Source organism: Streptomyces sp. NPDC005374, from assembly GCF_042872225.1.
Classification (GTDB): Bacteria; Actinomycetota; Actinomycetes; order Streptomycetales; family Streptomycetaceae; genus Streptomyces.
In genome coordinates this window covers 65,432-91,361 of record NZ_JBIAKA010000021.1, presented here as the reverse complement: position 1 = coordinate 91,361, position 25,930 = coordinate 65,432, and the positions used below count along the sequence as shown (strand labels likewise).

Sequence of the window (25,930 nt, the reverse complement as noted above, 5' to 3'; positions counted from 1 at the left end):
CTGCCGCGGGGCCGCTTGGTTGCTGCTGTTCACTCCGATGGCCCACAGGCGACTTTTGTCGACTGCACGCCGCGTGCGGCCCGTTCGGGTGACGGGTCGAAACCAATCGGGCCGTCGCCGGTTGATGCGGAAGCAGGACGGTGCGTCCGTGCCCAGGAAAGGAAAGCGAAATGCTGAAGAAGGCAATGGCCTCGGCGGCGATCGCCGCGTCCGTCATCGGTGCCACGGCGGCGGCGGCCCCGCAGGCGCTTGCCATCGGCAACGACCATGGCACCACGTCGGCCAGCGGCAACGGTGCCCACAGCGCGTTCGGCAACCAGGCGACCAAGGGCGACATGAGCCCGCAGGCCACGCTGGTCCAGAGCTCGGTCAACAAGCTCTGCGTCGGCCTGCCCGCGAAGGCGAACCTCCAGGGCATCGTCGGCCTCGCCGCCGTCGGCGCCCTCCAGGACGTGCCGATCCTGTCGGCCCCACAGAACCAGCAGTGCGCCGAGAACTCCACCCAGGCCAAGGGCGACGAGCCGGCCTCGCACATCCTGGACGACATCTCGGCCCTGTCCGGCAACGGCGCCAACCGCAGCTGATCCGCCGCCTCGAAATCGCCCGGGTGAACACCCGGGCGATTTTTTGTTGATACGGCGTCAATTTCCTTTGTGGATACTCGGATGAAGCGTTTTGCCGAAGGCGTTCGAGTGAATTACCCGGCGACACACGTTCCGCAGTTTCCTTTGCTGTCTATCCCTCGTTCTACAGCTGCAGGTCATGGTGCGAGCCGTTCCGACTGTGCTCGCTCGGTTTCGACCGTCATAGAGGCATGACCGCAGAGAAGGGAAATCTCATGAAGAAGACCGCTGCTGTCGTCGCGGGCGCGATCATGGCCCTCGGCATGGCCGCCCCGGCCTTCGCCGACGCCGGCGCCGAGGCTGCCGCCATCGGTTCCCCGGGTGTCCTCTCGGGCAACGTCGTTCAGGTTCCGATCCACGTGCCCGTCAACGTGTGCGGCAACACCGTGAACGTCATCGCCCTGCTGAACCCGGCGTTCGGCAACCACTGCGTCAACGACTGACGACGTAACGCATCAGCCCCCGGCTGTGCACTGGCCGGTCCCGGACGTCTTCCAATCGTTCGGGGCCGGCTTTTCCCACTTCTTCAAGCAGGAAGACAACGAGATTGCGACAGACCCTGAGTAAGGGAATGGTCGCGGCCGCCGCCGCGACGAGCATTCTGTCCCTGTGCGGCAGCCCCGCGATCGCCGACTCGCTCGCGGGCGGGGCAGCCAAGGACTCGCCGGGCGCGCTGTCCGGCAACACCGTGCAGGCGCCGCTCGAGGTGCCGGTCAACGCCTGCGGCGACTCCGTGGACGTGATCGCCGCGCTCGACCCGGCGTTCGGCAACTCCTGCGCGAACGGCCCGGCGTCGCACAAGGGCGGCTCCCACAGCCGCCACGGCGGCCACGGTTACGGGGACGACGACCACGGTTACGGCGGCGGCGACGACTGCGACACCGACAGCGGTTATGGCGGCCACGGCGAGGACTGCGGCGAGGAGACGACCCCTCCGACGAAGCCCCCGACCACCCCGCCCACCAAGCCTCCGACGAAGCCCCCGACTTCGCCACCCACCAAGCCCCCGACGTCGCCGCCCACCACGCCGCCGACTGGACCCCCGACGGGACCGCCGACCTGGCCTCCGACGGGCCCGCCCACCTCGCCCCCCACGACTCCGCCGACGAAGCCACCGACTGGGCCTCCTACGTCGCCGCCGACCACCCCGCCGACGAAGCCCCCGACGAGTCCGCCTACCTGGCCTCCGACGGGACCGCCCAGCACACCTCCGACGTCACCCCCGACCGGGCCGCCGACCTGGCCTCCGACGGGGCCGCCCACGACGCCCCCGACGACGCCGCCGCAGTTGCCCCACACCGGCAGCAGCGGTGAGGCCCTGCTGGCCGCCTCGGGTGCCAGCGCCGCGATGATCGTGGCCGGGGCCGTCCTGTACCGACGAGGCAGAGCCGCGTCCCGTCGGTAGGACCGCGCCGGGTGCCGGGCGAGTCGACCGCCCGGCACCCGCGCCTGCTCCCTGCTCCGTCAGCGGCGCACCGAGTCCACCGCTCCCCGTCCCTGCCGGCTCCCCGGCACCCGGACCGCCCCTGCGGCCGGCGGCCCCTCGTGCAGTCGCCTCCGTACTCCCCGTACCAGCGCCCCCGCCGTGTACGTCGCCCCGTGCACGAAGCGCATCGCCGGGCCGTACCCCGACGCGGTGACCAGTCCGGCCATGAAGAGCCCGGGGTACGACGACTCGAAGTCCCGCCCGATCTCCGGCGCCCCGTCGGCCACCGCGGCCAAGCCCCCGCGCAGTTCCTCGGACAGCGGCGTCAGCCGTTCCCGGGTCGCGCTGAACCCCGTCGCCGCGATGACGTGCCCGGTCTGGACCGGGCGCACCGCACCGGCCCGGTCCACCACGTCCAGCCGTACGCCCCCCGCCGCCGCGCGGGCCGCCGTGACCTCCCGGCCGAGCAGCACCTCGACGCTGCCCTCCACCCGCTCACGCACCCACCAGGCACCCGCGGGTCCCAGCGCGGTGGCCGCGATCCGGGCCCGGGTCGTCTCGGGGAGGCGGTGGAAGAGACCGGGGCGCTCGGCATAGAACCAGTTGCGCCAGCCGCAGCCCAGGCCGCTGTGCGGGGAACGGGCCGACTGCCACCAGGGGCGCTCCCAGGGCGGCGGTACGTCGTTCCAGAACAGCCGGTCCGCGCGGGCCAACACCCGTGCGTGCGTGCCCTGTTCAGCGAGCAGCGCGGCCGTCTCCAGGGCGGCCTGACCGCCGCCGATCACCGTGACGTCCCCGCCGCGGAAACGGTCGAGCGCGCTGTGGTGGCTGCTGTGCGAGACCAGGGCGGGATCCAACTCGCCGAGAACTCCCGGGACTTCGACGAAGGGCATGACCCCGACGGCCAGGGCGACCGTGCGGGCGTGCAGAGTCTCACCGTCCCCGGTGACCGCCTCGAAGCCGCCCGGGCAGGGAGAGATCCGGACCACCGTGCGCTCGTCCACCTCGGGCACGGCGTTGCGGGCGAACCACAGTCCGTACGCGGCGAACATCTCCACCGGGATCGGTTCCCCGTGCCGGGCCGCCACGCCCTGACCCGCGCAGTACCGGTCCAGGGTCCAACTACCTTCCGGAGAGGAGAGGTTGGAGGCCCACGGTTCCGACTTGAGGAACATGCCGCGGGGCATGTGGTCGCGCCAGGACGCCATGGGCCGGCCGAAGACCTTCAGTCGCAGTCCCGCGGCCGCCGCGTGGGACGCGATCGACAGCCCGTACGGGCCCGCGCCCACCACCAGCAGGTCGTACATCAGCAGCTGCTCGCTTTCTCGTCGCCGGGCAGGTCGGAGAGCCCGGCCGGACCGGTCAGTTCGGTGAGGTCGGTGAGGGACGGCACGGGCGCCGCCCCCTGGCGGACCACGTGCGCGGCTTCCCGGTACCCGCGCCGCGTGCACATGCGGCGCGCCCGGTCGAGCAGGCGCCGGGACACATGGCGGCCCCACAGCGCCCACATCGCCCAGCCGGGCCCCCGGTCGTCCGCCGCGTGCCACGCGAACTCGCGTCCGCCGGGCGCCGGGCGCAGCGCGGTCAGCGGCGCGTAGTTCTCCACCACGAACGCCCGTCCCGGCAGCGGCGTCCCGTCCGGCAGCGGCCGGTGGGTCAGGTCCAGGTGCAGCGCGCGTACGACGTCGAGGCCCGCGGAGTCGGTGAAGAGCCGGAACTGGGCGCCGGGTCGCGGGTTGAAGTCGAGCAGGTGGTAGTCGCCCGTCGTGCCGCAGCGCCGGAAGTCGAGGTCGAGGATGCCGCGGTAGCCCAGCGCGCCGGCCAGCCGCTCGGCGAGCGAGCGTACCCGCGGGTTGGACCGCCAGTGCCCCACCGCGGTCAGCCCGGCGGCGCGCGGCCAGGACTGTTCCTTGACGCCCGGGCCGCCCGCGCGCATCACGCCGGAGCGGTCGGCGTACCCGTGGAAGAACCAGTCGCCGTCGGGGCCGGGCGGCAGGAACTCCTGGAGCAGCAGACGGCTGCCCGCCTCCGCGGAGCGCAGATACAGCTCGCGGGCCTGCTGTGTGGACCGCACCACCACCGTGCTGCGCAGGCCGCCCTCCGTCGGCAGCAGCCAGGGCCGGCTCCACTTGGCGACCACCGGCAGTCCCAGCCGCCAGGCCATGGCGGACGCCTGCTCGGCGCTCTCCGGGATCAGCGTCTCCGGGTGCGGCACCCCCGCCGCCGCGCACACCTCGGCCAGCTCCGCCTTGTCGGCCACCCGTTCGGCCAGTGCCCCGGGCTGCTGCGGCAGCAGATACGTGGGGGTCAGTTCCTCGCGCAGCGCGCCCACCGCGACGGCACTCGCGTCGTCCATGGGGATCAGCACGGCCGGGTGCGGGATCCGGGCGGCCACCCGGCGCAGCACGGCGGCGATGTCATCGGGCGACGCGCCCGGGCGCGGCGGGGGATGCAGCTGCCGTACGAAGCGGGAGCCCCGGACCGGGCTCCCCGTGCAGTCGGCGACCACGTGCACGTCCACGCCCGCCCTGCCGAGCGAGCGCACGGCACCCATCGTGCCGTGGTGAAAGGGGTTCCGGTCGATCCGCAGCAGCACGGCGGGGACTCGGGTGTCGAACAGCGACACGGGCTATTCCTTCGGGTCGGTTCACTCGTGCGGACCAGGGCGCCACTCGAAAGCCGTAAGCGCGGTGGCGGAGTTCATATCGATATGACTGAGTGTCAGTTATCTGAAAAACGCAAGAGTGCGGAAAGGAGCGGGAATGGACTCACAGCAGCGAAGGACTCGTACCGGACGGCTGGCGTTCATCGCGGTGACGGTCGCCGCGTCGGCCGCCCTGGCGTCGGGTCCGGGTTTCGCCGCGGGGGTGGTGCGGGCCGATGATCCTCCCGCTCCGACCGCGGTCGTGCCCGTCCCCGAACCCCCGGGGACGCCCGTCGTGCCAACCGGGCCGACGCCCGCGCCGGGCGATGTCACCCCGGTGGAGCCCGTCCCGCCGGTGGACGTGAAACCGGTGGAGCCCGTCACGCCCAAGGACCTGCCCGCCTTCGGCGCCTACCTGGACTACGGTGCCGGCGGCATCACGCGCATGGCCGAGCTCAGCCGCTGGCTGGGCAACGCCGACCTGCGCGTCGGCCACACCTATCTGCCCGGCGACCGGTGGAGCAACATCGAGGGCAGGCCGAACTTCCTCGACTTCTGGGCGGACTGGCGCACCGGACGCGCCGACCGGATGTTCGTCCTCAACGTCCCCATGCTGGAGCGCAACGAGGACAACGTCTCCGACGCCGAGGTCCGCTACCTGCTCCGTCAGGGCGCGGCCGGCCGGTTCGACGAGCACTACCGCACCCTCGCCGAGCGCCTGGTCGAGCTGAAGGTCCCGGACACGGTGATCGTGCTCGGCTGGGAGATGAACGGCACCACGTACACCCATCGCTGCGGTCCGGACCCGGTGGCCTGGAAGAAGTACTGGAACAGGATCGTCACCACCATGCGGTCGGTCCCGGGCCAGAAGTTCAAGTTCGACTTCACCCCGACGCGCGGCCGGGACGCCATTCCGTGGACCCAGTGCTATCCCGGGGACGACACCGTCGACATCGTCGGCATGGATTCCTACGACCAGCCGTCGGGACTCACTTTCGACGAACAGATCAAGGAGCCCTACGGCCTTCAGGAACACGTCGATTTCGCGAAGGCCCACGGAAAGCCCATCTCGTATCCCGAATGGGGGCTTTTCCGCAACGGTGACAACGCCGAGTACATGAAGCGCATGCTCGCCTGGATGGACGAGCACAAGCCGCTGTACAACACGCTGACCGACTACTGCCCGCACGGCGTGTGGCAGTGCTCGGCCAACCCCAAGTCGTCCGCGGTCTACCGGTCGGTGCTCTTCGGCCGTACCGGTGAACCGACCACACCCACGACGCCCACCACACCCACGACGCCGCCCACCGAACCCACGAAGCCGCCCACCGCTCCCACGACCCCGCCGACCTGCTCGCCGCTGGATCTGGGCAAATGGGTGGAGTACTGGATCGGCGGGAAGCTGTGCCTGCGCTTCGACTGGTTCTCGCGCAACCGCTAGCCCCGTCGGCCGGTGGCGGCAGGCCCCCTCAGGACCTGCCGCCACCGGCATGTTCCCTCCGCCCCTTCCAGCGCAGCAGCAGTTCCTTGCCCCGCCGCCGCGCGGCCACGTCACAGACGACCGCGGTCAGCAGCGGGGCCGTGTGGTTCAGGGCCAGCAGCAGCCGCTGGTTGACCACCGGTTCGGGCCGCCAGTGCTGCTTGTACGGCTCGTTGCCGCGCAGCAGGCTCAGCGTGCCGCGGTCGCCCGCGCGGGTGTGCTCGGTGCACGCGTCGAGCAGCATCACCGCCACGTCCGCCTTCCGCTCCCGCAGCCGCGGATGCGCGCCGTACAGATAGCCGCCCGCCAGACGCCGTGACAGCAGGGTCAGATCGACCGCCACCACGTCGTCGTCCAGCCGGAACTCGGTGACCACCGCGTCCCCGGAGCGCACCATCGGTCCGACCGAGCGCACCAGGTGGTCGCGGAACCGCGGCCGCAGATGCTCCGACGTCACCTTGCGTCCCTGCCACTGCAGCTGATGCAGCTCGATGAGCCGCCCGAGCGCCGAGTCCACTCCGTCCGGGTGTACGACATGACGCTCGACCCCGAGCGAGGTCAGCTTGCGCAGCTTGGCGCGCACCCGCTGCTGGGCCTTCGTGGACGGCAGTCGGGCGACCAGCTCGTCCATCGGCACGGCGGGCAGCTCCAGGCACACCGAGTCGCCGACCCGGCGCCTGGGCCCGCTCCAGTGGTCGTAGATCCGCTCGGCCGCGCCGCCCGGGCGCACCTCGCGGAAGTCGACCAGCGCGGTACGGGCAGCCCGGGCGAGGCCCTCGGTGAGCGCGGCCACCGCCTCCTCGCCCCGCTCGTCGTCCAGCAGGACGTCCCCGTAGTCGGAGATCGCCCCGCCCAGCGGCACGAGGGACGGCACCGGGCGGCCCACCCGCATCAGCGGGGCGACGGCGACCAGTTCGCCCTCGTGCCGGACCAGCACCAGGCGCAGCCGCCCGGGCCTGCCGTACGACAGCCACCAGGAGTGCAGCCAGGGGTGGCTCTGGAACGGGGTCGCGGCCTCGCAGCGGCGGTACAGCCCGGCCCACTCCGAGCCCAGTTCGGCGAAGGCCCGCTCGTCGGTGACGAGGTGGGTCGTGTACGTCACAGCTGGCCGTGGGCTTCGGCGGCCACGGCCGGGGCGGGCACCGAGGCAGGGCGGCCCTGGTCCCGGCCGGCCCCGGACCGGCGCGGCCGGGCGAGCAGCACCAGACCGCCGAGCAGCCCGCCCGCGCTCGCGCCGACCAGGCCCGTCACCGCCGGTGAGGCCGAGGACGGTTCGGCGGGCTTGGTGGCGCGGGCGAACTGCTGGAGCTCGACGTTGGTGGCGTTCTTGGTGTCGTTGGCGTGCCGGGTCAGCGCGCGGGAGACCGCGTTGGCCATGTCGGCGGCGACGTCGGGGCGGGAGGAGGTCGCTGTGATGGCGACCATCGGCGCGTCGGGCGAGGTCGCCGCCTGCACGCTCGACTGCAGCGTCTTCACCGGCACCCCGGCCCACACCTGGGCGTCCCCGAGCACCGCGACCTGCGTGGCGACCCGGCCGTAGGCCTGCGCGAAGCCGAGCGCGGACGCCGAGTCGGACTTCTCGGTCGGTACGGCGACGACATACGCCGTGGCCGTGTACGCGGGCGGCTTGGCCACGCCGTAGACGCCGCCGAGCAGTCCGCCGGCGAGGACGCCGGCCGCGATCAGCGACCAGGAGGGGAGGGCCTTGGCGCGGGCCAGGGCGGGGCGGCGCGGTGCGGCGGGGTGCTCGGTGGTGGAGGTCGTGGAGGTCATGGCGAACTTGCTCCCTGGGGTGGAGGGGACACGGAAGGGGCGGCCACGGCGGCCGCGTAGACGTTCATCAGCCGGGCGGCACTGCGGGTGATGCTGTAGTGGTGGGCGGCGTCGGGCGCGATGCGCGGACCGGAGTCCTGGGCGCGGGTGGCCGCGACGGCACGGGCGAACGCGCGGGTGTCGCAGGCGACTTGGCGTGCCGCTCCCGTCGTCTGTGGCGGCAGGTCCTCGATCGCCGGGCAGGAGACGTAGAGCACGGGCAGCCCGGCCGCCAGCGCCTCCACGGCCGCGAGCCCGAAGGCCTCCTCAGGACAGGGGGAGGCCAGCAGGTCCATCGCCGAGGTGAGGGAGGGCAGGTCGGGACCCGGGGAGCCGTCGGGGACGTAGGGGCGTTCGCCCGTGAACAGGACCCGGTCGGCCACGCCCGCCTCGTGCGCGGTGCGCCTCAGGACGTGTTCCTCGGGGCCGCCGCCGACCAGCAACAACCGGAAGATGTCCGGGAGTTGGGCCAGGGCTCGGATCAGGACGTCGAAACGCTTACCGGGCGCGAGGCGTCCGATGCCGCCGATGACGTACGCCGTCTCGGGCAGGCCCAGGAGCCGCCGCGTGTGCAGCCTGCGCGCCGGGTCGAAGCGGAAGCGGTCCAGGTCGATGCCGTTGGGGACGACCTCGATCCGGGGCGCGGGCACGCCCCAGCGGCGCAGCCGGTCGGCGACCGTGGGGGAGACGGCGACCGTGGACCGGCCCAGCCGCTCGCTGGCGAGGTAGAGCCCGCGCACCCCCCGGGTGAGTCTGCGGCCCTCCATCTGCGAGTCGCCCAGGGAGTGTTCGGTGGCGACGATCGCGCGGACCCCCGCGAGCCGCGCGGCCAGACGGCCGTAGACGCAGGCCCGGTAGAGGTGGGTGTGCACGAGGTCGTAGCCGCCGGAACGGATGTGCCGGACCAGGCGGGGCAGGGCTCCCAGGTCCCGGTTCCCGGCCATCCCGAGGTGCGTCACCCGCACGCCGTCGGCGATCAGCCCGTCCGCGACCGGGCCCGGGTTGGTCAGCGTGACGACCTCGCAGTCGACCGGCAAGTGTCCGACCAGCAGCCGCAGTTGCTGCTCGGCACCGCCCACGCCGAGCCCAGTGATGACATGGAGGGCCTTCACCTCAGATCCCCTCGACGGGGCGGCGGCGCAGCCGGTGCAGCCGGTACTTGAGGAAGAGTCGTACGGCGGTGTCGTTCTGTCCGATGTGGACGCGGGGCAGGGCGAGGGGGCTGTTGATCTCGCCGGGGTCGATGGCGCAGGCGTAGGTGTAACCGGCCTCCCGTACGGTGTCGACGACGCGCTGGTCGAGGGTGCCGTACGGGTAGCAGAAGCCGGTGACGGGGGAGTCGGTCAGCTCCTCCAACAGCTTTCTGCTGTCGGCCACTTCACTGTGCAGCGGGATGTCCTGCGCCTTGGTCAGGTCCACGTGGGTCAGCCCGTGCGAGCCGATCTCGATCCCCGCCGCGGCCGCCTTGCGGATGCCGTCGGCCGTCAGCAGCGGCTTGCGCGGACCCAGCGGGTCCCAGGCGTTGTCGCCGCCGAGCCTGCCGGGCAGGACGAAGAGGGTGGCGCCGCAGTCATGGCGGGTCAGGACGGGCAGGGCGTGGTCGAGGAAGTCGGCGTATCCGTCGTCGAAGGTGAGCCCCACCAGGCCCGTGCGGCTGGGTGCGGCGAGGAGCTCGGACACCGAGACACCCCGCAGACCGCGCCGGCGCAGCCACGACAGCTGGCGGTCGAGGCGGTCGGGCGTGACGGTGATGCGGTACGGGTCGTCGGAGCAGTCGCCCACCGAGTGGTACATCGCGATCCACGGGATGGATTCAGGGGGTGCGGCCATGAGTGAGCCTTCGTGTGACGGAGCGGACGGACCGGACTACGGGTTCCAGGCCCTGGGAGCCAAGGGCCCGGGCGAGCAGGAAGAAGACGACGAGGACGGTCGCCGCGCCGGTGACCAGGCCGGTCGGGGCGGAGTCGGTCCGGCTCGCGACGAAGGCGCCCGCAAGCGCCGCGACCACGGCCGCCCGCACCGGCCTGCTGAGTTCGGCGAGCACCTGCCGGGTGCGGATCGGGACGCTGCGCCGGCGCATCCCGGCGAGCAGCAGGGCGGCTGTGACGGTGATGCCGGAGGCGTTGGCGGCGGCGATCCCGAGGACACCCCAGGGGCCGACCGTCCAGGCGCCGACCCACGAGGTCACCACGATCCCGGCGGCCATCGCGGAGACCGGGTACCAGGTGGGGCGGCCCGCCGAGAAGTAGGAGCGGACCAGGCAGCCGGTGACCGTCTGGCCGAGCAGTCCGAGTGCGTACACCCGCATGACGTCCGCGGTGGCGGAGGTGTCCCGGGCGGTGAACGCGCCTCGCTGGAAGAGGAGTTCGACGATCTGCGGGGCGCACGCGATCACCGTGGCCGCACCGAGAAGCACCACACACACCGCGAGCGCCAGGTCCCGCTCGACCCGGGTACGGGCCCGCTCGATGTCACCGTCGGCGAGGGCGCGGGCGACCACCGGGAAGGTGACCGTGCACAGCATCAGCGAGAGGGTCATCGGGATCTGGGCGACCTTCTGCGCGTAGTTCAGGTGCGAGATGGCGCCGGCGGGGAGGGTGGAGGCGAGGAAGCGCTCGATGAGGACCTGGGACTGACGGCACAGCGCGAAGAGCAGCACGGTGGCGACGAGGGCCACGGTCACCGCGCGCTCGGCGCTCTCGACGGGCTCGGTCTGGACGGCGGTTCGGCGGTGGCGCAACTGCCGTACAAAGGAAGGGAGTTGGATCAACGCCATCAGTCCGCTGCCCACCGCGACCCCGAGCGCCGCGGACCGCACGCCCCAGTGCCCGCCGAGGGCGTACATCGCCGCGATGATGCCGGCGTTGTACGCCACGTAGATCGCCGCCGGTGCCACGAACCGGCGGTGGGCGCGCAGGGCCGCGCTGAAGTATCCGGTGAGTCCGAAGCCCAGCACGCACAGCGCGGTCAGACGGGTGCAGTCGACGGCGAGCGCGGGGTCGGGCAGACCGGGCGCGAGGGCCTCGACCAGGTAGGGGGCGGCGGCGACGATCAGCGCGGAGACGGCGACGAAGGCGAGCGAGAGACGGGGCAGGGTCGTCGCGACCAGGGAGCGGACCGGGTCGCCCGGGGCGCCCTGCGCTCGCCGGGCCAGCGCCAGACTGAACGCCGGGATCAGCACGAACGCCAGCCCGTCCTCGATCAGCAGCGTGGACGCGAACTCCGGCACGGTCCACGCGACGAGGAACGCGTCGGTCTCGCTGCCGGCCCCGAAGAGCCGGGCCAGGGCCTGATCGCGGACCAGGCCGAGGAGGGCGCCGGCGATGGACAGCACGGCGGTGACGAGGGTGGCCTTGGCGAGGAACTTCCGTGAGACAGGAGTGAGTTCGCTCGGTTCCTGGTCGGGACCGCGGGCCGGGGGAACGGTTGGCGAACCGGTCGCGGGTGTCCGGGAGGGGGTGGAGGGTGTCACCGTCATCGCGTTCCGGCCTTCTCGGCCAGCGCCCACCACGCCACCAGCCCGAAGCACACCGCCGTCAGCACCGTCGAGGGCCCGCCGATGTCGGCGTACGCGAAGTCGGTCAACTGCCAGACCAGCAGCCCGCAGGCGACCAGCGCGCAGTCCAGACCCGGTCCCGACCGGCGGACCCGGGCCAGCCTGCGCAGACCGCACACCAGCAGGGCCAGCCAGCCGCCCGCCAGTGCCAGCAGCCCGATCAGGCCCTGTTCGGCGAGGATCAGCAGATACATGTTGTGCGGGGACAGCAGCGGCTGCTTACGGAACGCGGCACCCGCGCCCTCCGTGTCGCTGCCCGCGGACAGGGCAAGCGAGGCATGTGCGTCCCGGTGCTCCGGGAAACCCTTCAACCCCACACCGGTCAGCGGGTGTTCGCGCCACATCCCGACCGCGGCCGCCCACATCGTGTACCGGTCGGTGACGGACTGGTCGGGCGTGTCGGTGACCTGCGTGATGCTGTCGACCCGCTCCTGGAGCATCGCCGAACCCACCCCGAAACCACCGACGAGGATCACGCCCAGGGCGGCCACCACCGCCCCCACCTTCAACGCCCGCCCGAGACCGGCCAGCACCAGCTGCACGACGATCGTCACCACGGTGGCGATCCACGCGCCCCGGCTGAAGGACAACGCCAGCGGAACCAGCAGCGCGAGCGCGCAGCCGGCGGCAACAGCCCGCTGCCGTACCGGAGTCCGCCCCAGCGCCAGCCCCACCGCGCACACCAACCCGAAGGACACGACGGTCGCCATGCCCATCACGTCCTGCGCCCCGAAGGTGCCGACCGCCCGGATCTCCTCGCCCTGGTAGGAGGCGCCGGTCCCGGTCAGGAACTGGTGGACACCGATCGCCCCCTGCCACACCGCGAGCCCCACGAACGCCCAGGCCAGCAGCCGGAAGTCGGCCCGGCCGCGGATCAGCAGCAGCACGGCCGCCGGTACCAGCACGAAGATCTGCAGGTAGCGGCCCATGCCGGTGAGCCCGGCGCCCGCCGAGGACGCGCCCATCGCGGCGACGGCCAGCCCGACCACCGGCAGGCCCAGCAGCACGGCGGCCGTACCCGACAGCGGGCGCCGCCGCTCCCGCACGAGCCGCAGCACGCAGGACAGCACCACCAGCGCGGAGACCGCGTCGGCCGGGCCCGCGCCGCCCTCACCGCCGGGGCCGATGGGCAGCGCGAGGAGGCCGATCACCGCCAACACCGGCAGGACCGGGGGAAGTTCGCGAACCCGGGGCAGGGTAAGGGCGTGGGTCATGGCGGCTCAGCTCCCCGTCGGACGCACGAGCGCGGCCGCGGTGCGCAGCAGGATGCAGATGTCCTGCCACAGCGACCAGTTGTCGATGTAGGCGTTGTCGAAGCGGGCCCGGTCCTCGATGGAGGTGTCGCCGCGCAGCCCGTTGATCTGGGCGAGACCGGTGATGCCGGTCCGCATCCGGTGCCGGGCTGCGTAGCCGGGATAGGTCTGGCTGAACTTCCCCACGAAATACGGGCGTTCGGGCCGCGGACCGACCAGGCTCATGTCGCCCCACAGGACGTTCCACAGCTGGAGCAGCTCGTCCAGCGAGGTCTTGCGCAGGAAGCGGCAGAACCAGGACATCCGGATCTCGTTCGCCACGCTCCACCGGGTCGCGGCCTCGTGCTCGTCGACCGGGCGGTGGGTGCGGAACTTCAGCAGGGTGAACGGCTTGCCGTCCTTGCCGATGCGCTCCTGCCGGAAGACCACACCCCGGCCGTCGGTGAGTCGCAGCACCACCGCGCACAGCGCCAGCAGCGGACTGACCAGCAGCAGCAGGGTCCCGGACACGGCCACGTCCAGCGCCCGCTTGCCGACGCTGCCCCGCCGCCGGCCACCCATGTCCAGACGGCGGCAGGAGAATCCGGCGAGCTGGTGCCGCGTCGCGTACGACGGGGAGTCCGCGTCCACCTCCCACACCGCGCAGCCCGACTCGGCGAGCGCCCGCAGCAGCGGCCCCTGTTCGGACCGTACGGAGGGATGGACGGCGAGGACGTCCCGTACGCCGTTCTGGATGAGGGCGCGCTGGACCTCCTCGCCCGTCGTCAGTACGGGCAGACCCTCGGCGCCGTCCGGCTGGTCCGCCACGACACCCACCGGCCGCACTCCGCAGCCCGGATGACGCTGCACGGCGGCGGCCACGCGCTGCGCGGTGCCCACCGGGCCGACGACGAGGGCGGCCCGCGGACGGGCCAGCCGTGCCGTGCGGCGGCGCCGGTGCACGATGCCGCGGCCCGCGCAGGCCACCACCGACTGGATGAGGAAACCGCCGGCGAGCGTGCCGGTGCCGAGGGCCAGGTCCGGGTCGTAGGCGGCGACGAGCGCCGCGACCGCGAGCCACGCCACCGCGATCCGGCCGCAGACGGTGGGCAGTTCGTCGAGGATTCCCGGCACGGGGCCGGGCAGCTGCGGGCGCAGCAGTATCGACGCGGCGACCAGCAGGGCCGCGAGCATCGGATGGCGCAGCGCCTCGGCCATCGCGGAGGCGCCGATCAGTGCGGCGAAGACATCGGCCGCGAGCAGCGGCACCGGCGAGGCGGGCCGGGCCGGGGGCCGACGCAGCGGGAACCGGAAGCCGGTGGTGGTGCCGCGTGGCGGCATGAGCGAGACGGGCGAGAATCGCAGATTCCGTGGCTGCCCGCCGGGCGAGGGGACGGTACTTTCCGCGGTCACGAGTGGATGGACTCCCTGTACTCGGTGGGCGCGAGGCGCCCTGCGAACTCGCCGCCGAGGAGCTCGCGGTACACGTCCGCCACCGCCCCGGCCGTGTGCCGTACGTCGTGCATGGCCAGGACGTGCCGACGCCCCTGGTGGCCGAGGGACTCGCGCAGAAGCGGGTCGAGCAGCAGATCGGCGACCGCGCGCGCGAGGGCGGCCGGATCGCCGGGCGGTACGAGGCAGCGCGGGGCGAGGTCCGGCGGCAGGCTCTCCCGGGCACCGTCGACGTCCGTCACCACCACCGGCCGCCCGCACGCCATCGCCTCCAGCGGCGCCAGCGCCATGCCCTCCCAGCGCGAGGGCAGGACGACCAGGTCGGCGGCCTGGTACCAGGGCACGCTGTCGGCGACGGACCCCGCGAACACCACGGACCGCGGTGACCTGTTCCTGAGGGCGTCGGCGTCCGGCCCGTCACCGACCAGCACGAGCCGTGCCCGCGGCACCCGCGCCAGGATGGCCTCCCAGGCCCGCAGCAGCACGTCCTGCCCCTTCTGCCGGCACAGCCGCCCCACGCACATCACGAGCGGGGCCGCCGGATCGACCTCGGGCAGCAGCGTCGCGCGGACGGTGCCGACGGCGGCGGGGTGGAAGCGCTCGGGCTCGATGCCGTTGGGGATCACGCTCCAGCGTCCGGAGATCCCGGCGCGCACGCCGGTCGCGCGCTCCGCCTCGCTCACACACACCACCCGGTGCGCCCAGCACGCCCCCTCCCGCTCCCAGCGCAGCGCGAGCGCCGAGGTGAGTCCGCCGACCGCCTCGAACGACCAGGCGTGCGGCTGGAACACGGTCGGGATCCGCCCCCGCACCGCGAGTCGGCCCGCGAGCCCGGCCTTCGCGCTGTGCGCGTGCACCAGGTCGGGCCGCACCCCGTCGATCACCCGGGAGAGCCGCCGTACTTCCTGAAGCAGCGAGGGACCGGGCGAGCGGGTCGCCTGCCAGGGGCGCACGTCGGCGCCGAGCGCCCGGAGCGCGGGCGGGAGCGGACCGTCCGGACAGGCGACCGTGACGTGCAGGCCCGCCGCGAGCTGGGCCCGCGCCAGGTCCGTCACCACCCGGGCAACCCCGCCGTCCACCGGCTGGGTGAGGTGCAGGACCCGTGGCCGGGGGTCGGTGCCTGACTGGTGCATGCGCGGTTTCCTCGCTCACGGGTGGTGCTCAAGAGGGGCGGGAACGCGCCTCACTTGCGGGCGTCGACGGCGGCGAAGAGCACACCGGCCCACACCGCGTCGCGCTGGGAAACGAGCCGGAAGGCCAGCTGGTCACCACCGGACCCGAGCGCCTTGCCGAGATCGAACACATCCGAGTCGTAGCCGAGGGTGTTCGAGTACGAGGGCTCGCGCGGCGCAGGGGCTGGTCCGGGCTCGCTGATGGTCGAATTCAGTACGTCCGTACGGGGGTTGGCGGTGTCGGTGAGGGGTCCCCCCGGTCGGCCGTCGGTCGAAAGAGTGAACGAGTCACCCATGCGGCCCCGGTCGCCGTCGTAGGCGACGAGCCCCACGCGGCCAGTGGCCCCCTTCGGGAAGGGCCCCCGCATCCTCATCTCGACGCCGGACCCCAGAGTGCCGAACCCGTCCCAGAGCGCGAGGTGTCTCAGGGGCTCGCGCGGGTTCTCGTACGCCGCCACGAGCGTCCATCCGCCCCACGCGCCGGCGGCCGACCTGCCCATCGCCACATTGACCTGGGCCACGGTGTACAGCCCCGAACCGCTCTCCCGCACCAGCTTCGTGACGTCCGCCGAGGCCTGGAAGGCGTCCGCGTCCCGGGTCACCCGGTGGCCCACGGGCGTGTCGGCGAGGACCGCCTTGTACTGGCCGCCCGGCTCGGCGATGAGCACCCGCCCGTTGTCCTTCGGCGGCTTCTGCTCGCCCACCCTGAGGTTGCCGCCCCAGTACAGGCGCGCGTACGTGACCCTGGCGCCCGCCGGCAGCCGGACCTCGGCGCGGGAGGAGTTGTAGGTGTTCGGGTCGCTGTCGACATCGACGTAGAACATGTCGAAGTCGCCGTTGGCGGCCCGGCCCGTCCGGGCGGCGGGGCAGGCGGCCGTCGTCGTACGGCAGCTGATCGAGGTGTTGGCCGCGCGGACCACACCGCCGTGCTGGAGCGCGTGATAGCGCTCGGCGAACGGGATGCTCTGCCCGTCCGGGGCGGGCGGCGCGGCGGCTACGGCGAGGAGGGCCAGGGAGACCGCCAGGGTGCGACGCAGCAGCGGACCCGGGGATTGACGCATGACCGGCGTTGCCCTTCCGGAAAGTACGGCCCCTATGCGTGCGATGTGCCGCCTATAGGGGTGTTTCAGGAGATCCGCAACACTAGCCGCTATCCGTATTAATCAGCTGAAAGCCGACAAGTGTGTCGGAATGGCGGAGCGGCGGCTCTCGTGAGATCACCCCATTGGGGGCACAACCCATGGGCGCGTCGCGCGTTGACACAGCGCCGGGCATCCCCGCCCGGATGTTTTGTGTCAACCCAAGGAGCACCTCCCCATGTCGCGTATTGCGAAGGGCCTGGCCCTGACGACTGTTGCCGCCGCCGCCGTTGCGGGCAGTGCCGGCCTCGCTGCCGCCGACTCCGGCGCGCAGGCCGCCGCCGCCCACTCCCCGGGTGTGCTGTCGGGCAACGTCGTCCAGGTTCCGGTTCACATCCCGGTCAACGTCTGCGGCAACACCGTCAACGTGATCGGCCTGCTGAACCCCGCGTTCGGCAACACCTGCGTCAACGACTGACGTCGGCGTCGTCCCCTTTGCCGGCCGGGCTCCCGTGACTCCATCACGGGAGCCCGGCCGGTTCTTGTTTCCCCTGACCCGTTGCCCCGAATGGGGGTCGGGCGCCCGACGCGGTCGGCTGCGCTTGACATGCCCCTCACCAGGGAGAACGCCAGGTTGACGCGGCGGGCGCGATTGCGTTCGGTATTCGCTCGGTTGCAGAGCGCGGTGGGCACTTCCACGGTGGGCACAAGATCCTCGTGCTTCGAAAGGAACACCCATGCGTGGTCTGTCCGTCCGGCGTATCGCCTCCTCCGCCCTCTGCGGCGCCCTACTGCTGGGGCTCGCCGGGCCGGCCGCGGCGGCGGCCGAGACCGAAACGGCGCGCGAACGCGTCCAGGCCGCCTCGCGGGCGCCCGTCCCCGGTGCGGACGGGCTCCTCGCCCAGGTCCAGGGCCTGGGCAATCTCGGCGCGGTGCTCACTCCGGTCACCGATCTGCTCAACGCCGTGCTGAAGGCCGACAGCGGTCAGCTCTCGCCCGAGGAGGCGACCAAGCTCGGTGACGCCGTGAAGGACGCCATCGCCAAGGTCACCGCGGCGGCTCCGGCTGCTCCTGCGGTTCCGGCCGCTCCGGCAGTTCCTGCGGCTCCCGCGGTACCGGTGGCTCCGCCGGCCGCGACGCTGCCCACGAGTGCGCTGCCGGCGCTTCCTTCGCTCACCAAGAGCGCCGACGACTCCAAGGCTGCGTCGGCTGCGTCGGCTTCGTCCGCGAAGCTTCCGGCCGACCTCGTCGCCGACGCGCTGGCCGCTCTCCAGAAGGCGGTCGACACCCTTCTCAAGGCGGTCACCTCCGGCGACGTCACACAGGTGGTCCCGGCGGTCACGGGCGTGCTGACCGGGCTGGTCAACGTCCTGGCGGCCACGCTGCTGGGCGGGAACCTGCCGCTCCCCAACCTGCCCGGGCTGCCGGCGCTGCCGAGTCTGCCCAGCCTGCCGACGAGCACACTGCCGACCAGCTCGCTCCCGACGAGCACGTTGCCCACGAGCACGCTGCCCACGAGTTCGCTGCCGACCTCGGGTCTGCTGCCGGCGTCGTAAGGCCTCCACGTTCGAACCATCCCGTTGTGCCGGTCCTTTCGGGGCCGGCACGACGGCTTTTTCATGAAAGCCCAATTACGTCGCGCGGGGTTTCCGTAGCGCGCAGAGATCGTTGGGCACGGCGTCCGAATTCCCTCTGGTGACGTGAGTTGCCGAAAGAAAGGAACCCGATGAAGTCCCTGAAGGCTGCCGCCGTAGTTGCCGGTTCCCTGGCCCTCGCCGGTGCCGCCGCGCCCGCGTTCGCCTACAACACCGCCGACCTCACGCCCACCAGCCTCAACGGCGCCGTGAACACGCTCACCAGCGGCCGGCTCGAGCCCGCCGACGTGATGCCGCTCCAGCACCAGTCGGACGCGCTCGACACCGAGAACAAGGACTCCGTGCTCAACACCGTGAAGGGCGCCACCACCACCCTGAACTCAGGCGGTCTCCTCGGTGGCCTTCCGCTTCAGAACTGACCTTCCTCTCGTTCCGTCAGGGCCGGTGTCACACCGCAAGGGACCGGCCCTGTCAGCCTGTTCGACATGCGTCCCTCGTTCGTGTGGAGCGGGCGCGGGCACTCGCCCGGTCGGGTGAGAAGGCGGCCGGAGGCGATCCGGTGCGTCGATAAGGTCGCGCGGTGACCTCAACCTCAAGCGAAACCCGCCCCTTCCACGCACCCGATCTGGGCACGCTGGTCGTGATGGCCTGGAGCGGCGAAGCCCCCGACGGCGACATGCCCTACCTCCTCGCCTACTCCCTCGGCGACGGCGCGGCCGGCCCGGAGGGCTCGACGGCCGCCGTCGAGGCACTGCTGGAGAACAACGACCTGCCCGTCGGCGGCGACCTCGTCGACGGCAAGGCGCGGCCCAGCCTCCCGGTCAGTCTGCTTGTCGAGGCCGGCACCGCCGTCGTCACCATGCCGGGCTTCAACGCCCAGTGCGTCCCGCCGCCGGAGTGGCTCGCGGCGGTCGAGGAACGCGGCTTCTGCTACTTCGTGTTCACCACCCGCCCCTGGCCCGAGGCCGAGCCCGGCAAGCCCGTCGACCCCGAGGCGCTGGCCGCCTTCGCGGGTGCCGAGGAGACGCTGAACGAGGCGGCGCACATCGTGCTGTCGCCCCGCAACCTGCGCGGCTGATGGAGCGGACCGCAGGCGGCAGTCGCGGGTCCGCCGCACTGCTGGTGATCACCCTCGACAAGTTCAAGCTGCTGGAGGACCCGGACTTCACCCCGGGCCGCAGCCTGAACCCGGTGGTGTCCTGCGGCGGTGTCATGAAGAGCGACCAGGCCTCGGTTTTCGGGTTTCCCCACCCGATGCTGGGCCTGGTCCCTTCAGCGGTGCCGTCGACGCAGTCAATTCCTGTCCGCGGCAAGCGGGTTGAGGGCGTTTCTCGCCGAATTCACCTGGGTGCTGCCGCTGTTGCACGTCCGGATCGCCGGTGGGACTTCTGGACGAGCTGATTGCCGTACGTCTGATTACTGCGGCAGACGGGGGAATCTTGTACTGGTCTCCGGCCCGGAATCGTTACGGGGGAAGGACGTTGAGCTTGCCCCTTCCTGCTTCCCGCTTCTCCGATTCCCGAAAGGCACCGTACCTGAGATGAAGTCGACCACCCGAGGAACCATTGCCGCCGTCATCACGGGCGTAGCGGCCGCGGTGGGCGCCGCGACCCCCGCCGCCGCGGTGGCCACGGTTCCGGTCCCCGTGCCGCTGGAGGGCGTCGAGAACTCCCTCAACATGCAGCTGCCCAAGCTCGGCGCGGAGCTTCCGCTGCTGACGCCGGGCGCACCCGAGGGCCCGCAGTACGTCGAGGGGCGGCTCATCCCCGAGCGGGTGCTGCCGCAGGTGCCGGTCGGCGGTGCGCTGCCCGGAGCGGGCCTGCGCGCGCCGCTGCCGCATCTCCTCGGCGACGACTTCGACCACGTCGGCGTCGGGGCCCCCGCCTCCGACCTGCGGACCCTGGCCCCGGGCCTGGACGTGGACGCCCCGCTCACCGCGCCCAACCCCGACAACTACGGCCTCCCGGACGCCAAGCTCCCCCAGGTGGGCGTCCTGGCTCCCGTCCTCCAGACGGTCCCCGGCGCGGACCTGGTGACGGGACCGGGTCTGTAGGACCGACCTGTCGGACGGGCCCGGGCGCTGCTGCCCGGGCCCGTCGGTTTTCGCGGCCCTTCGACGGTGACCGAGAGGGGGGTGCGGCGGTTACCGGTAGGGACAACCCGAACCGGAGGAGCAGCGATGGTCGTGAGTGTCGGCGCAGCAGCGGTGGGCGCGGGGCCCCGGGGGGCGTCGCGGAAAAGAGGCGGGCCCGCCCGGGTGAGCCGGCGGGGCCTGCTGCTCGGACTGTTCGGACCGGTGGCCGTCGCAGCGGCGTTCGTCCCGGTCGTGGCCGCCTCCCGCTCGCTCCGCGTCGCCGAACCGCCCGCGGACATCGCCTTCGACGAGACCTACCGGGGCCGCCGCATCCGCGGCATCCGAACCACCGTGGTCGCCGCCGCGGACGGATTCCTCGGCGACGCCCGGTGGCACGTCACCGTCGACGGGCGGCCGCTGCACCTGATGCGCCGCGCCGATGGCACCTGGCTGAGCATGGTCGACCACTACCGGTCGTACGCCACACCGCTCGACGCCGCGCGTGCCGCCGTCGACGAACTCGGCCCCGGGCGGCAACTGCGTGACGGAGGACAAGAACACATGGGGGGAGACCATGGCGTACACGCGTAAGGACGTCAGCACACTGACCGCAGGCGAGAGGCGGCGGTTCGTGAAGGCGATGCTGGAGGTGAAACGGCGCGGTGAGTACGACCAGTTCGTGCGCACCCACATCGAGTACTACAACTCCGACGGCGAGGAAGGCCTGCGTACGGCCCACATGGCGCCCTCCTTCCTGCCCTGGCACCGGCGCTTCCTGCTGGACCTGGAGCGGGCCCTGCGCCGGGTCGACTCGTCGGTGACCATGCCGTACTGGGACTGGACCCGCGACCGTACGACGACGTCGGCGCCCTGGACCAAGGACCTCCTCGGCGGCAACGGGCGGCGTTCGGACCGTCAGGTGATGACCGGGCCGTTCGCCTTCGCGAGCGGCAACTGGACCCTCAAGGAGGGTGTCACCGACGGGGAGTTCCTCACCCGGGACCTCGGACGCGCGAGCGCGCCCCTCGCCCTGCCGACGAAGAGCGAGCTGGAGGGGGCGCTCGCCGACCCCGTCTACGACGTCTCGCCCTGGGACTCGACGGTGACCAAGGGGTTCCGCAACAAGCTGGAGGGGTGGGGGAGCGGGCGGGGCAGTGCCGCCTGGCGCAACCACAACCGGGTGCACCGCTGGGTGGGCGGGGCCATGGTCGGCGGCGCGTCCGTCAACGACCCCGTCTTCTGGATGCACCACGCCTTCATCGACCTGTGCTGGTACCGCTGGCAGCGCCGGCACAACGGCGCCCGTTATCTGCCGGCCAGGCCGCCGGGCCCGGCGAGCGACCAGCACGAGCGGGTCGTGGCACGCAACGAGAAACTGCCCCCGTGGGATGTGACGCCGGATCAGCTGGAGGACGTCAGCGGGATCTACCGGTACGCCTGAGCCGGTGCGCCTGAGTCCGCCCGCCGACGCCGCGGACACGGCAGCGGACATGGCAGAAGCCCCGGCGCTCGAGGTGCCGGGGCTTCCGTGTCGCGTACGGACGATCAGCCGCCGTAGCCGCCGTGTCCACCCGGGCCGGGGTTGCCCTTGTGGCCACCGTCGTTGAGGCAGGTGTTGCCGAACGCCGGGTTCAGCAGGCCGATCACGTCGACGGTGTTCCCGCACACGTTGACCGGGATGTGAACCGGGACCTGGACGACGTTGCCGGACAGGACGCCGGGCGAACCGACGGCCTCGGCCTGGGCGCCCGCGTCCGCCAGCGCCAGGCCGGCGCCGCCGATGACCACGGCACCGGTGCCGAGGGCGACAACCGCTGCCTTCGCGATGCGAGACATCACGTTCTCCTTTTGACTCGGGGGGTGCGGCGGCAGGACACGCCGTCGCACTTCCCCTTCAACGCGCCCACTCACTCCTGGTAACGGCGTTCATGTGGGGATCACCCTTTTTGGACAGGAGATCCGGGGACCGCTCTCGCGTGCGAGGGAAAATCGCTCGGGCCGGTCGGGGGTGCTCCACTAGCCTCCGGACATGGCTACCGACACCGAACCCGTCGACCAAGTGATCCGTCTGTTCGCCGAGGAGAAGCGCGTGCGGGCCTTCGCCGCCGTGGCCCTGGGCGCCGGCAGCCCCGCGGAGGTCGCCCGGGCCGCCGGACTGTCCGCGCGGGAGACCGCCGTGGCGCTGCACCGGCTGGGCGAGCAGGGCGTGGTGGAGGAGGGGGCCGACGGGGCCCTGGGGGTGGCGTACGGCTTGTTCAGGGAGTACGCGCGGGAGGCGACGCGGCAGGCCGACACGGGTCCGGCTTCGGGCGAACCGGTGCTGCGGACCTTCGTCCGGGACGGGCGGCTCGTCCGGCTGCCCGCTCAGTGGACCCGCAAGAAGCTGGTCCTGGAGCACATCGCCGAGCAGACCTTCGAGCCCGGCGTCGAGTACCCGGAGCGGATCGTCAACGAGAAGCTGCGGGCGTGGTGCGAGGACAGCGACGACATCGACCATGTGACGCTGCGGCGGCACCTGGTGGATCTGGGTCATCTGCGGCGGAGCGAGGGCATCTACCGCCGACCGCTCTCAGGGGAGCCGTCGGACGGGTGAACCCGCCAGGTACGCCTGGATGTTCTCGACGGCCTGGCCGTAGTACGTCGTGTAGTTGGCCCGCGAGACATAGCCGAGGTGCGGGGTGGCGAGCAGGCGTGGTGCTGTGCGCATCGGGTGGCCGGCGGGGAGGGGCTCGGTGTCGAAGACGTCGATGCCCGCGCCCGCGATGCGGCCCCCGTGCAGGGCGGCGAGGAGCGCGTCCTGGTCGACGATCGCCGCGCGCGAGGTGTTGATCAGGTAGGCGGTCGGCTTGAGGAGGGCGAGTTCGGCGGGGCCGAGCAGGCCTCGGGTGCGGTCGCCCAGGGCGAGGTGGACGGAGACGAAGTCGCTGTCCGCGAGGAGCTCTTCCTTGGACGCGGCTCGGTGGACGCCCACTTCCTCGGCACGCTCCTTGGTGAGGTTCTGGCTCCACGCGCTCACCTCCATGCCGAAGGCGAGCCCGATCCGCGCCACCGGGCCGCCGATCTTCCCGAGGCCGAGCAGCCCGAGCCGGCGCCCGTGCAGGTCGGCGCCGACGGTGGACTGCCAGGGACCTTCCGTGCGCAGGGCGTTGCTCTCCTCGACGATCCCGCGGGCCAGGCCCAGCAGCAGCGCCCAGGTCAGCTCGACCGGCGGGGTCGAGGAACTCGCCGTACCGCAGACGGTCACGCCGTGGGCCTCGGCGGCCGCGTAGTCGATGACGGTGTTGCGCATGCCGGACGCCACGAGCAGCTTCAGGCGGGGCAGGCGGGCGATGAGGGAGGCGCGGAACGGGACGCGCTCGCGCAGGGTGACCACGATGTCGGCGTCGGCGAGGGCGGCGGCCAGGGCGTCGTCGTCGGCGAAGTGGGTGTCGTGGAAGACGACTTCGACCCGGTCCGCGAGCGCCGACCAGTCCGCGGACTCGGGCGCCGCGCCCTGGAAGTCGTCGAGTACGGCACACCGCAGACGCATGTCGGTCCCCTCCCTCGCCCGGACCCGGCCGGGTCCGGGCCAGATGATCGACTCTACGCCGCGGCACTGTCAGTGGCGGTCGCGCGGGATCCCGGTCGGGGCCCGTTCGCGGCTACTGAGGGCGCCGGTGTGGGGGGCAGGGGGAAGCGGGGCCTGGTCCTGCCGAAGCGGACACCGGGGACGAAATGCGAGGGTGACGGCCGGGTTCTTACGGTGGCCGACGATCATTTCGGCCAACTTTGCCGCCGTGTGGCGCCCCCGGCAGGACTCGAACCTGCGGCCAAGCGCTTAGAAGGCGCCTGCTCTATCCACTGAGCTACGGGGGCCGGGTGTGGTGGCCTCTGTCGTGGGTGCCCGGGTGTGGGCGGTTCCGTGACGTTGCCGGGGACAAGGATAGGGCTCCCACGACCTTGTCCCTGTTGCTTCGCCTCCGTGGCTCAATGTGGAGGTTCGGTGAAGCGGTCCTGATAATCGCAGGCAGGTACGAATCGTGCATCGCTTTTGGCGCCTCACGCACCGGGTGTTGTGCACTCGTTATGCCTGGACTGTGCCTACGTCCCAGTCATCCCTTCCATCCCTTGTGTCCTGTCGGCGCGCAGACATGCTCATATGCTTCAGAAATCCCCTAAAATTGGGCATTCTTCGCATGTGGTGACCTTGGACGTACGGCCTCAGCTGCTCGACGCACTCTCCGCCCTGCGCGACCGTGTCGCCGCCGCACGCTTCCCGCTGCCCCTGGCGGGGGCCCCACGCGCGCGTGCCAACCGCGACGAACTGCTAGCCCAGCTAGACGACTACCTGGTGCCCCGGTTGAGAGACCCCGAAGCCCCGTTGCTCGCCGTGGTGGGCGGTTCCACCGGGGCCGGCAAGTCGACCCTCGTCAACTCCCTTGTGGGACGGCGAGTGAGCGAGGCGGGCGTGCTGCGGCCCACCACGCGGACACCGGTGCTGGTCTGCCATCCGGAGGACCATCACTGGTTCAGCGGAATGCGCGTACTGCCCGACCTCACGCGCGTGTGGGTGCCGGACCAGGAGCCGGGGGACGACCTCCTGCTGCCCGGCGAGAATCCCGCTCGCGTGCTGCGCATCGAGACCGCGGACACCCTCCCGCCCGGCCTCGCACTCCTCGACGCGCCCGACGTCGACTCCCTGGTCGCCGACAACCGTGTCCTCGCCGCCGAACTGATCTGCGCGGCCGACGTCTGGATCATGGTCACCACGGCCGCCCGCTACGCCGACGCCGTGCCCTGGCATCTCCTGCGCACCGCAAAGGAGTACGACGCCATGCTGGTGACCGTCCTCGACCGGGTCCCGCACCAGGTCGTCTCCGAGGTCTCACGGCAGTACGGTGCCCTGCTCACCAAGGCGGGCCTCGGCGAGGTGCCCCGGTTCACGGTGCCGGAACTGCCTGAGTCGGCCTGGGGCGGGGGACTGCTGCCGGCCACCGCGGTGGCACCGCTGCGGGCCTGGCTCGCCCACCAGGTGCAGGACCCGGCGGCCCGGCAGCACGCCGTCGCCCGTACGGCCCACGGCGTGCTCGCCTCCCTCAAGTCCCGGATGCCCGAGCTGGCCGGTGCGGCCGCCGCCCAGTACGCGGCCGCGCTGCGGCTCACCGCCGCCGTCGACGGGGCGTACGACAGCGAGTACGGGCGTCTGCGGGGGAGGCTCCAGGCCGGTGCCGTGCTCGCCGGGGACGCCCTCAAGCGCTGGCGGGCCTTCCCCCTCGACTGCACCGCCACCGAGCTCATGGACGCCCTTGTGGAGAGCCTGGGCGCCCTCCTGCTGTGCGCGGTCACCGCTGCCGACGAGCGCGTCGACGAGGCCTGGCGGCGCGAACCGGCCGCGGGCGCACCGGAGCTGACGAACCGTGAACCGACTCTGGAGAGCGCCGAGCACCGGATCGGGATGGCCGTACGGCGCTGGCGGCGGGAGCTGGAGGAGTACGCCGAGGAGGAGGTTCGCGACCTCGACCGCGGTGTCGCGCCCGACCCCGAGACGATCGCCGCCCTTGTCGCCACCGCGCTTCTGGGAGGTCGCCGGGCACGGGTCGCCGGTGAGGGGCTCGCCGAGCGGATCGGCGCCCACGGGGCCCTCAGGCTGCGTGACCGGGGCGGACGGCTGCTCGCCGACCACCTCGACCGGGTCGTGCACGCCGAGCGCGAGCGCCGGCTCGCTCCGCTCGACGCCCTCGACGTACACCCCGAACCCCAGGCCGAACTCATCGCCGCGCTGTCCGTACTTCAGAAGGAGAGGTGA

Annotated in this window: 26 protein-coding genes, 1 tRNA gene and 1 pseudogene; 14 read left to right on the top strand and 14 right to left on the bottom strand. The window is 72.2% G+C overall.

All coding sequences use genetic code 11. The features are described 5' to 3' along the window. Positions 1-170 precede the first annotated feature (170 nt). From ACFYRX_RS39500 to ACFYRX_RS39490, 3 genes are all read left to right on the top strand, one after another. The gene (locus tag ACFYRX_RS39500) at positions 171-584 is read left to right on the top strand and encodes a rodlin (protein ID WP_389111062.1); all 414 of its coding nucleotides are present in this window, start codon (positions 171-173) and stop codon (positions 582-584) included. A 254-nt stretch (positions 585-838) separates the two neighbouring features. After that, a complete protein-coding gene (gene chpD, locus ACFYRX_RS39495) occupies positions 839-1,066 on the top strand; it encodes a chaplin ChpD (RefSeq protein WP_389111333.1) in 228 nt (75 codons plus the stop codon). A gap of 104 nt (positions 1,067-1,170) precedes the next feature. After that, positions 1,171-2,028 (top strand): chaplin, encoded by an 858-nt coding sequence (locus ACFYRX_RS39490; RefSeq protein ID WP_389111059.1) that lies wholly within the window; start codon positions 1,171-1,173, stop codon positions 2,026-2,028. 59 nt (positions 2,029-2,087) lie between these two features. Here ACFYRX_RS39490 and ACFYRX_RS39485 read toward each other — a convergent pair whose 3' ends face one another. Both ACFYRX_RS39485 and ACFYRX_RS39480 read right to left on the bottom strand, forming a co-directional pair. Further along, positions 2,088-3,356, bottom strand: coding sequence for an FAD-dependent oxidoreductase (locus tag ACFYRX_RS39485; RefSeq protein ID WP_389111056.1), 1,269 nt, complete (start codon positions 3,354-3,356; stop codon positions 2,088-2,090). Then, complete coding sequence (locus ACFYRX_RS39480; RefSeq protein WP_389111054.1) at positions 3,356-4,675, bottom strand: ATP-grasp domain-containing protein; 1,320 nt, start codon at positions 4,673-4,675, stop codon at positions 3,356-3,358. Before ACFYRX_RS39480 ends, ACFYRX_RS39485 begins: the two co-directional genes overlap by 1 nt. Before the next feature lie 136 nt (positions 4,676-4,811). Between ACFYRX_RS39480 and ACFYRX_RS39475 the strand changes: the two genes are divergently transcribed. Next, positions 4,812-6,134: a glycosyl hydrolase gene (locus ACFYRX_RS39475; RefSeq protein WP_389111051.1), complete on the top strand. Its 1,323-nt coding sequence runs from the start codon at positions 4,812-4,814 to the stop codon at positions 6,132-6,134. A 28-nt stretch (positions 6,135-6,162) separates the two neighbouring features. Here the strand turns inward: ACFYRX_RS39475 and ACFYRX_RS39470 are convergent, their stop codons facing one another. The 9 genes from ACFYRX_RS39470 to ACFYRX_RS39430 are packed head-to-tail and all read right to left on the bottom strand — an operon-like array spanning position 6,163 to position 16,458. Further along, positions 6,163-7,275 carry a GNAT family N-acetyltransferase gene (locus ACFYRX_RS39470; protein WP_389111048.1) on the bottom strand — a complete coding sequence of 371 codons (1,113 nt, stop codon included), beginning with the start codon at positions 7,273-7,275 and terminating at the stop codon, positions 6,163-6,165. Further along, positions 7,272-7,946 carry a lipopolysaccharide biosynthesis protein gene (locus ACFYRX_RS39465; RefSeq protein WP_389111045.1) on the bottom strand — a complete coding sequence of 225 codons (675 nt, stop codon included), beginning with the start codon at positions 7,944-7,946 and terminating at the stop codon, positions 7,272-7,274. The genes ACFYRX_RS39470 and ACFYRX_RS39465 overlap by 4 nt, the downstream gene beginning before the upstream one ends. Continuing rightward, positions 7,943-9,097: a glycosyltransferase gene (locus tag ACFYRX_RS39460; protein WP_389111043.1), complete on the bottom strand. Its 1,155-nt coding sequence runs from the start codon at positions 9,095-9,097 to the stop codon at positions 7,943-7,945. Before ACFYRX_RS39460 ends, ACFYRX_RS39465 begins: the two co-directional genes overlap by 4 nt. A gap of 1 nt (position 9,098) precedes the next feature. Further along, positions 9,099-9,815: a polysaccharide deacetylase family protein gene (locus ACFYRX_RS39455; protein ID WP_389111041.1), complete on the bottom strand. Its 717-nt coding sequence runs from the start codon at positions 9,813-9,815 to the stop codon at positions 9,099-9,101. After that, positions 9,799-11,463 (bottom strand): murein biosynthesis integral membrane protein MurJ, encoded by a 1,665-nt coding sequence (murJ, locus tag ACFYRX_RS39450; protein WP_389111038.1) that lies wholly within the window; start codon positions 11,461-11,463, stop codon positions 9,799-9,801. The genes ACFYRX_RS39455 and murJ overlap by 17 nt, the downstream gene beginning before the upstream one ends. After that, complete coding sequence (locus ACFYRX_RS39445) at positions 11,460-12,755, bottom strand: O-antigen ligase family protein (protein ID WP_389111036.1); 1,296 nt, start codon at positions 12,753-12,755, stop codon at positions 11,460-11,462. Before ACFYRX_RS39445 ends, murJ begins: the two co-directional genes overlap by 4 nt. Positions 12,756-12,761: 6 nt before the next feature. Continuing rightward, positions 12,762-14,186: an exopolysaccharide biosynthesis polyprenyl glycosylphosphotransferase gene (locus tag ACFYRX_RS39440; protein WP_389111034.1), complete on the bottom strand. Its 1,425-nt coding sequence runs from the start codon at positions 14,184-14,186 to the stop codon at positions 12,762-12,764. Further along, positions 14,183-15,358, bottom strand: coding sequence for a glycosyltransferase family 4 protein (locus ACFYRX_RS39435; RefSeq protein ID WP_389111031.1), 1,176 nt, complete (start codon positions 15,356-15,358; stop codon positions 14,183-14,185). Before ACFYRX_RS39435 ends, ACFYRX_RS39440 begins: the two co-directional genes overlap by 4 nt. A gap of 50 nt (positions 15,359-15,408) precedes the next feature. After that, a complete protein-coding gene (locus tag ACFYRX_RS39430) occupies positions 15,409-16,458 on the bottom strand; it encodes a DUF3344 domain-containing protein (RefSeq protein WP_389111028.1) in 1,050 nt (349 codons plus the stop codon). Positions 16,459-16,714: 256 nt separating this feature from the next. Here ACFYRX_RS39430 and chpG point away from each other — a divergent pair, with 256 nt between their 5' ends. The 8 genes and pseudogenes from chpG (at position 16,715) to ACFYRX_RS39390 (ending at position 21,586) form a co-directional block, all read left to right on the top strand. Next, entirely contained in the window at positions 16,715-16,954 is a 240-nt protein-coding gene (gene chpG, locus ACFYRX_RS39425) for a chaplin ChpG (RefSeq protein ID WP_389111025.1), read from the top strand. 259 nt (positions 16,955-17,213) lie between these two features. Next, the gene (locus ACFYRX_RS39420; RefSeq protein ID WP_389111023.1) at positions 17,214-18,032 is read left to right on the top strand and encodes a hypothetical protein; all 819 of its coding nucleotides are present in this window, start codon (positions 17,214-17,216) and stop codon (positions 18,030-18,032) included. A gap of 170 nt (positions 18,033-18,202) precedes the next feature. After that, entirely contained in the window at positions 18,203-18,490 is a 288-nt protein-coding gene (locus ACFYRX_RS39415) for a hypothetical protein (protein ID WP_389111020.1), read from the top strand. 161 nt (positions 18,491-18,651) lie between these two features. Beyond that, complete coding sequence (locus ACFYRX_RS39410) at positions 18,652-19,149, top strand: DUF5949 family protein (protein ID WP_389111017.1); 498 nt, start codon at positions 18,652-18,654, stop codon at positions 19,147-19,149. Continuing rightward, a pseudogene (locus tag ACFYRX_RS39405) lies at positions 19,149-19,340 on the top strand (vitamin K epoxide reductase family protein); the annotation flags it as partial. The gene ACFYRX_RS39410 and the pseudogene ACFYRX_RS39405, both read left to right, overlap by 1 nt. A 271-nt stretch (positions 19,341-19,611) precedes the next feature. After that, complete coding sequence (locus ACFYRX_RS39400; RefSeq protein ID WP_389111014.1) at positions 19,612-20,124, top strand: hypothetical protein; 513 nt, start codon at positions 19,612-19,614, stop codon at positions 20,122-20,124. Positions 20,125-20,250: 126 nt separating this feature from the next. Then, complete coding sequence (locus ACFYRX_RS39395) at positions 20,251-20,736, top strand: tyrosinase family oxidase copper chaperone (RefSeq protein ID WP_389111011.1); 486 nt, start codon at positions 20,251-20,253, stop codon at positions 20,734-20,736. Next, positions 20,720-21,586 (top strand): tyrosinase family protein, encoded by an 867-nt coding sequence (locus ACFYRX_RS39390; RefSeq protein ID WP_389111008.1) that lies wholly within the window; start codon positions 20,720-20,722, stop codon positions 21,584-21,586. The genes ACFYRX_RS39395 and ACFYRX_RS39390 overlap by 17 nt, the downstream gene beginning before the upstream one ends. 104 nt (positions 21,587-21,690) lie before the next feature. On the opposite strand, the gene ACFYRX_RS39385 is transcribed toward ACFYRX_RS39390, so the two are convergent. Further along, positions 21,691-21,981, bottom strand: a complete 291-nt coding sequence (locus tag ACFYRX_RS39385; RefSeq protein ID WP_389111005.1) for a chaplin — start codon at positions 21,979-21,981, stop codon at positions 21,691-21,693. A gap of 193 nt (positions 21,982-22,174) precedes the next feature. On the opposite strand from ACFYRX_RS39385, the gene ACFYRX_RS39380 reads away from it, so the two are divergent. Beyond that, a complete protein-coding gene (locus tag ACFYRX_RS39380) occupies positions 22,175-22,738 on the top strand; it encodes a DUF2087 domain-containing protein (RefSeq protein WP_389111002.1) in 564 nt (187 codons plus the stop codon). On the opposite strand, the gene ACFYRX_RS39375 is transcribed toward ACFYRX_RS39380, so the two are convergent. Next, complete coding sequence (locus tag ACFYRX_RS39375) at positions 22,715-23,674, bottom strand: D-2-hydroxyacid dehydrogenase family protein (RefSeq protein WP_389110999.1); 960 nt, start codon at positions 23,672-23,674, stop codon at positions 22,715-22,717. The genes ACFYRX_RS39380 and ACFYRX_RS39375 overlap by 24 nt on opposite strands. Before the next feature lie 250 nt (positions 23,675-23,924). Next, a tRNA-Arg gene (locus ACFYRX_RS39370) sits at positions 23,925-24,000 on the bottom strand. A 322-nt stretch (positions 24,001-24,322) separates the two neighbouring features. Between ACFYRX_RS39370 and ACFYRX_RS39365 the strand changes: the two genes are divergently transcribed. Continuing rightward, entirely contained in the window at positions 24,323-25,930 is a 1,608-nt protein-coding gene (locus tag ACFYRX_RS39365; RefSeq protein WP_389110995.1) for a dynamin family protein, read from the top strand.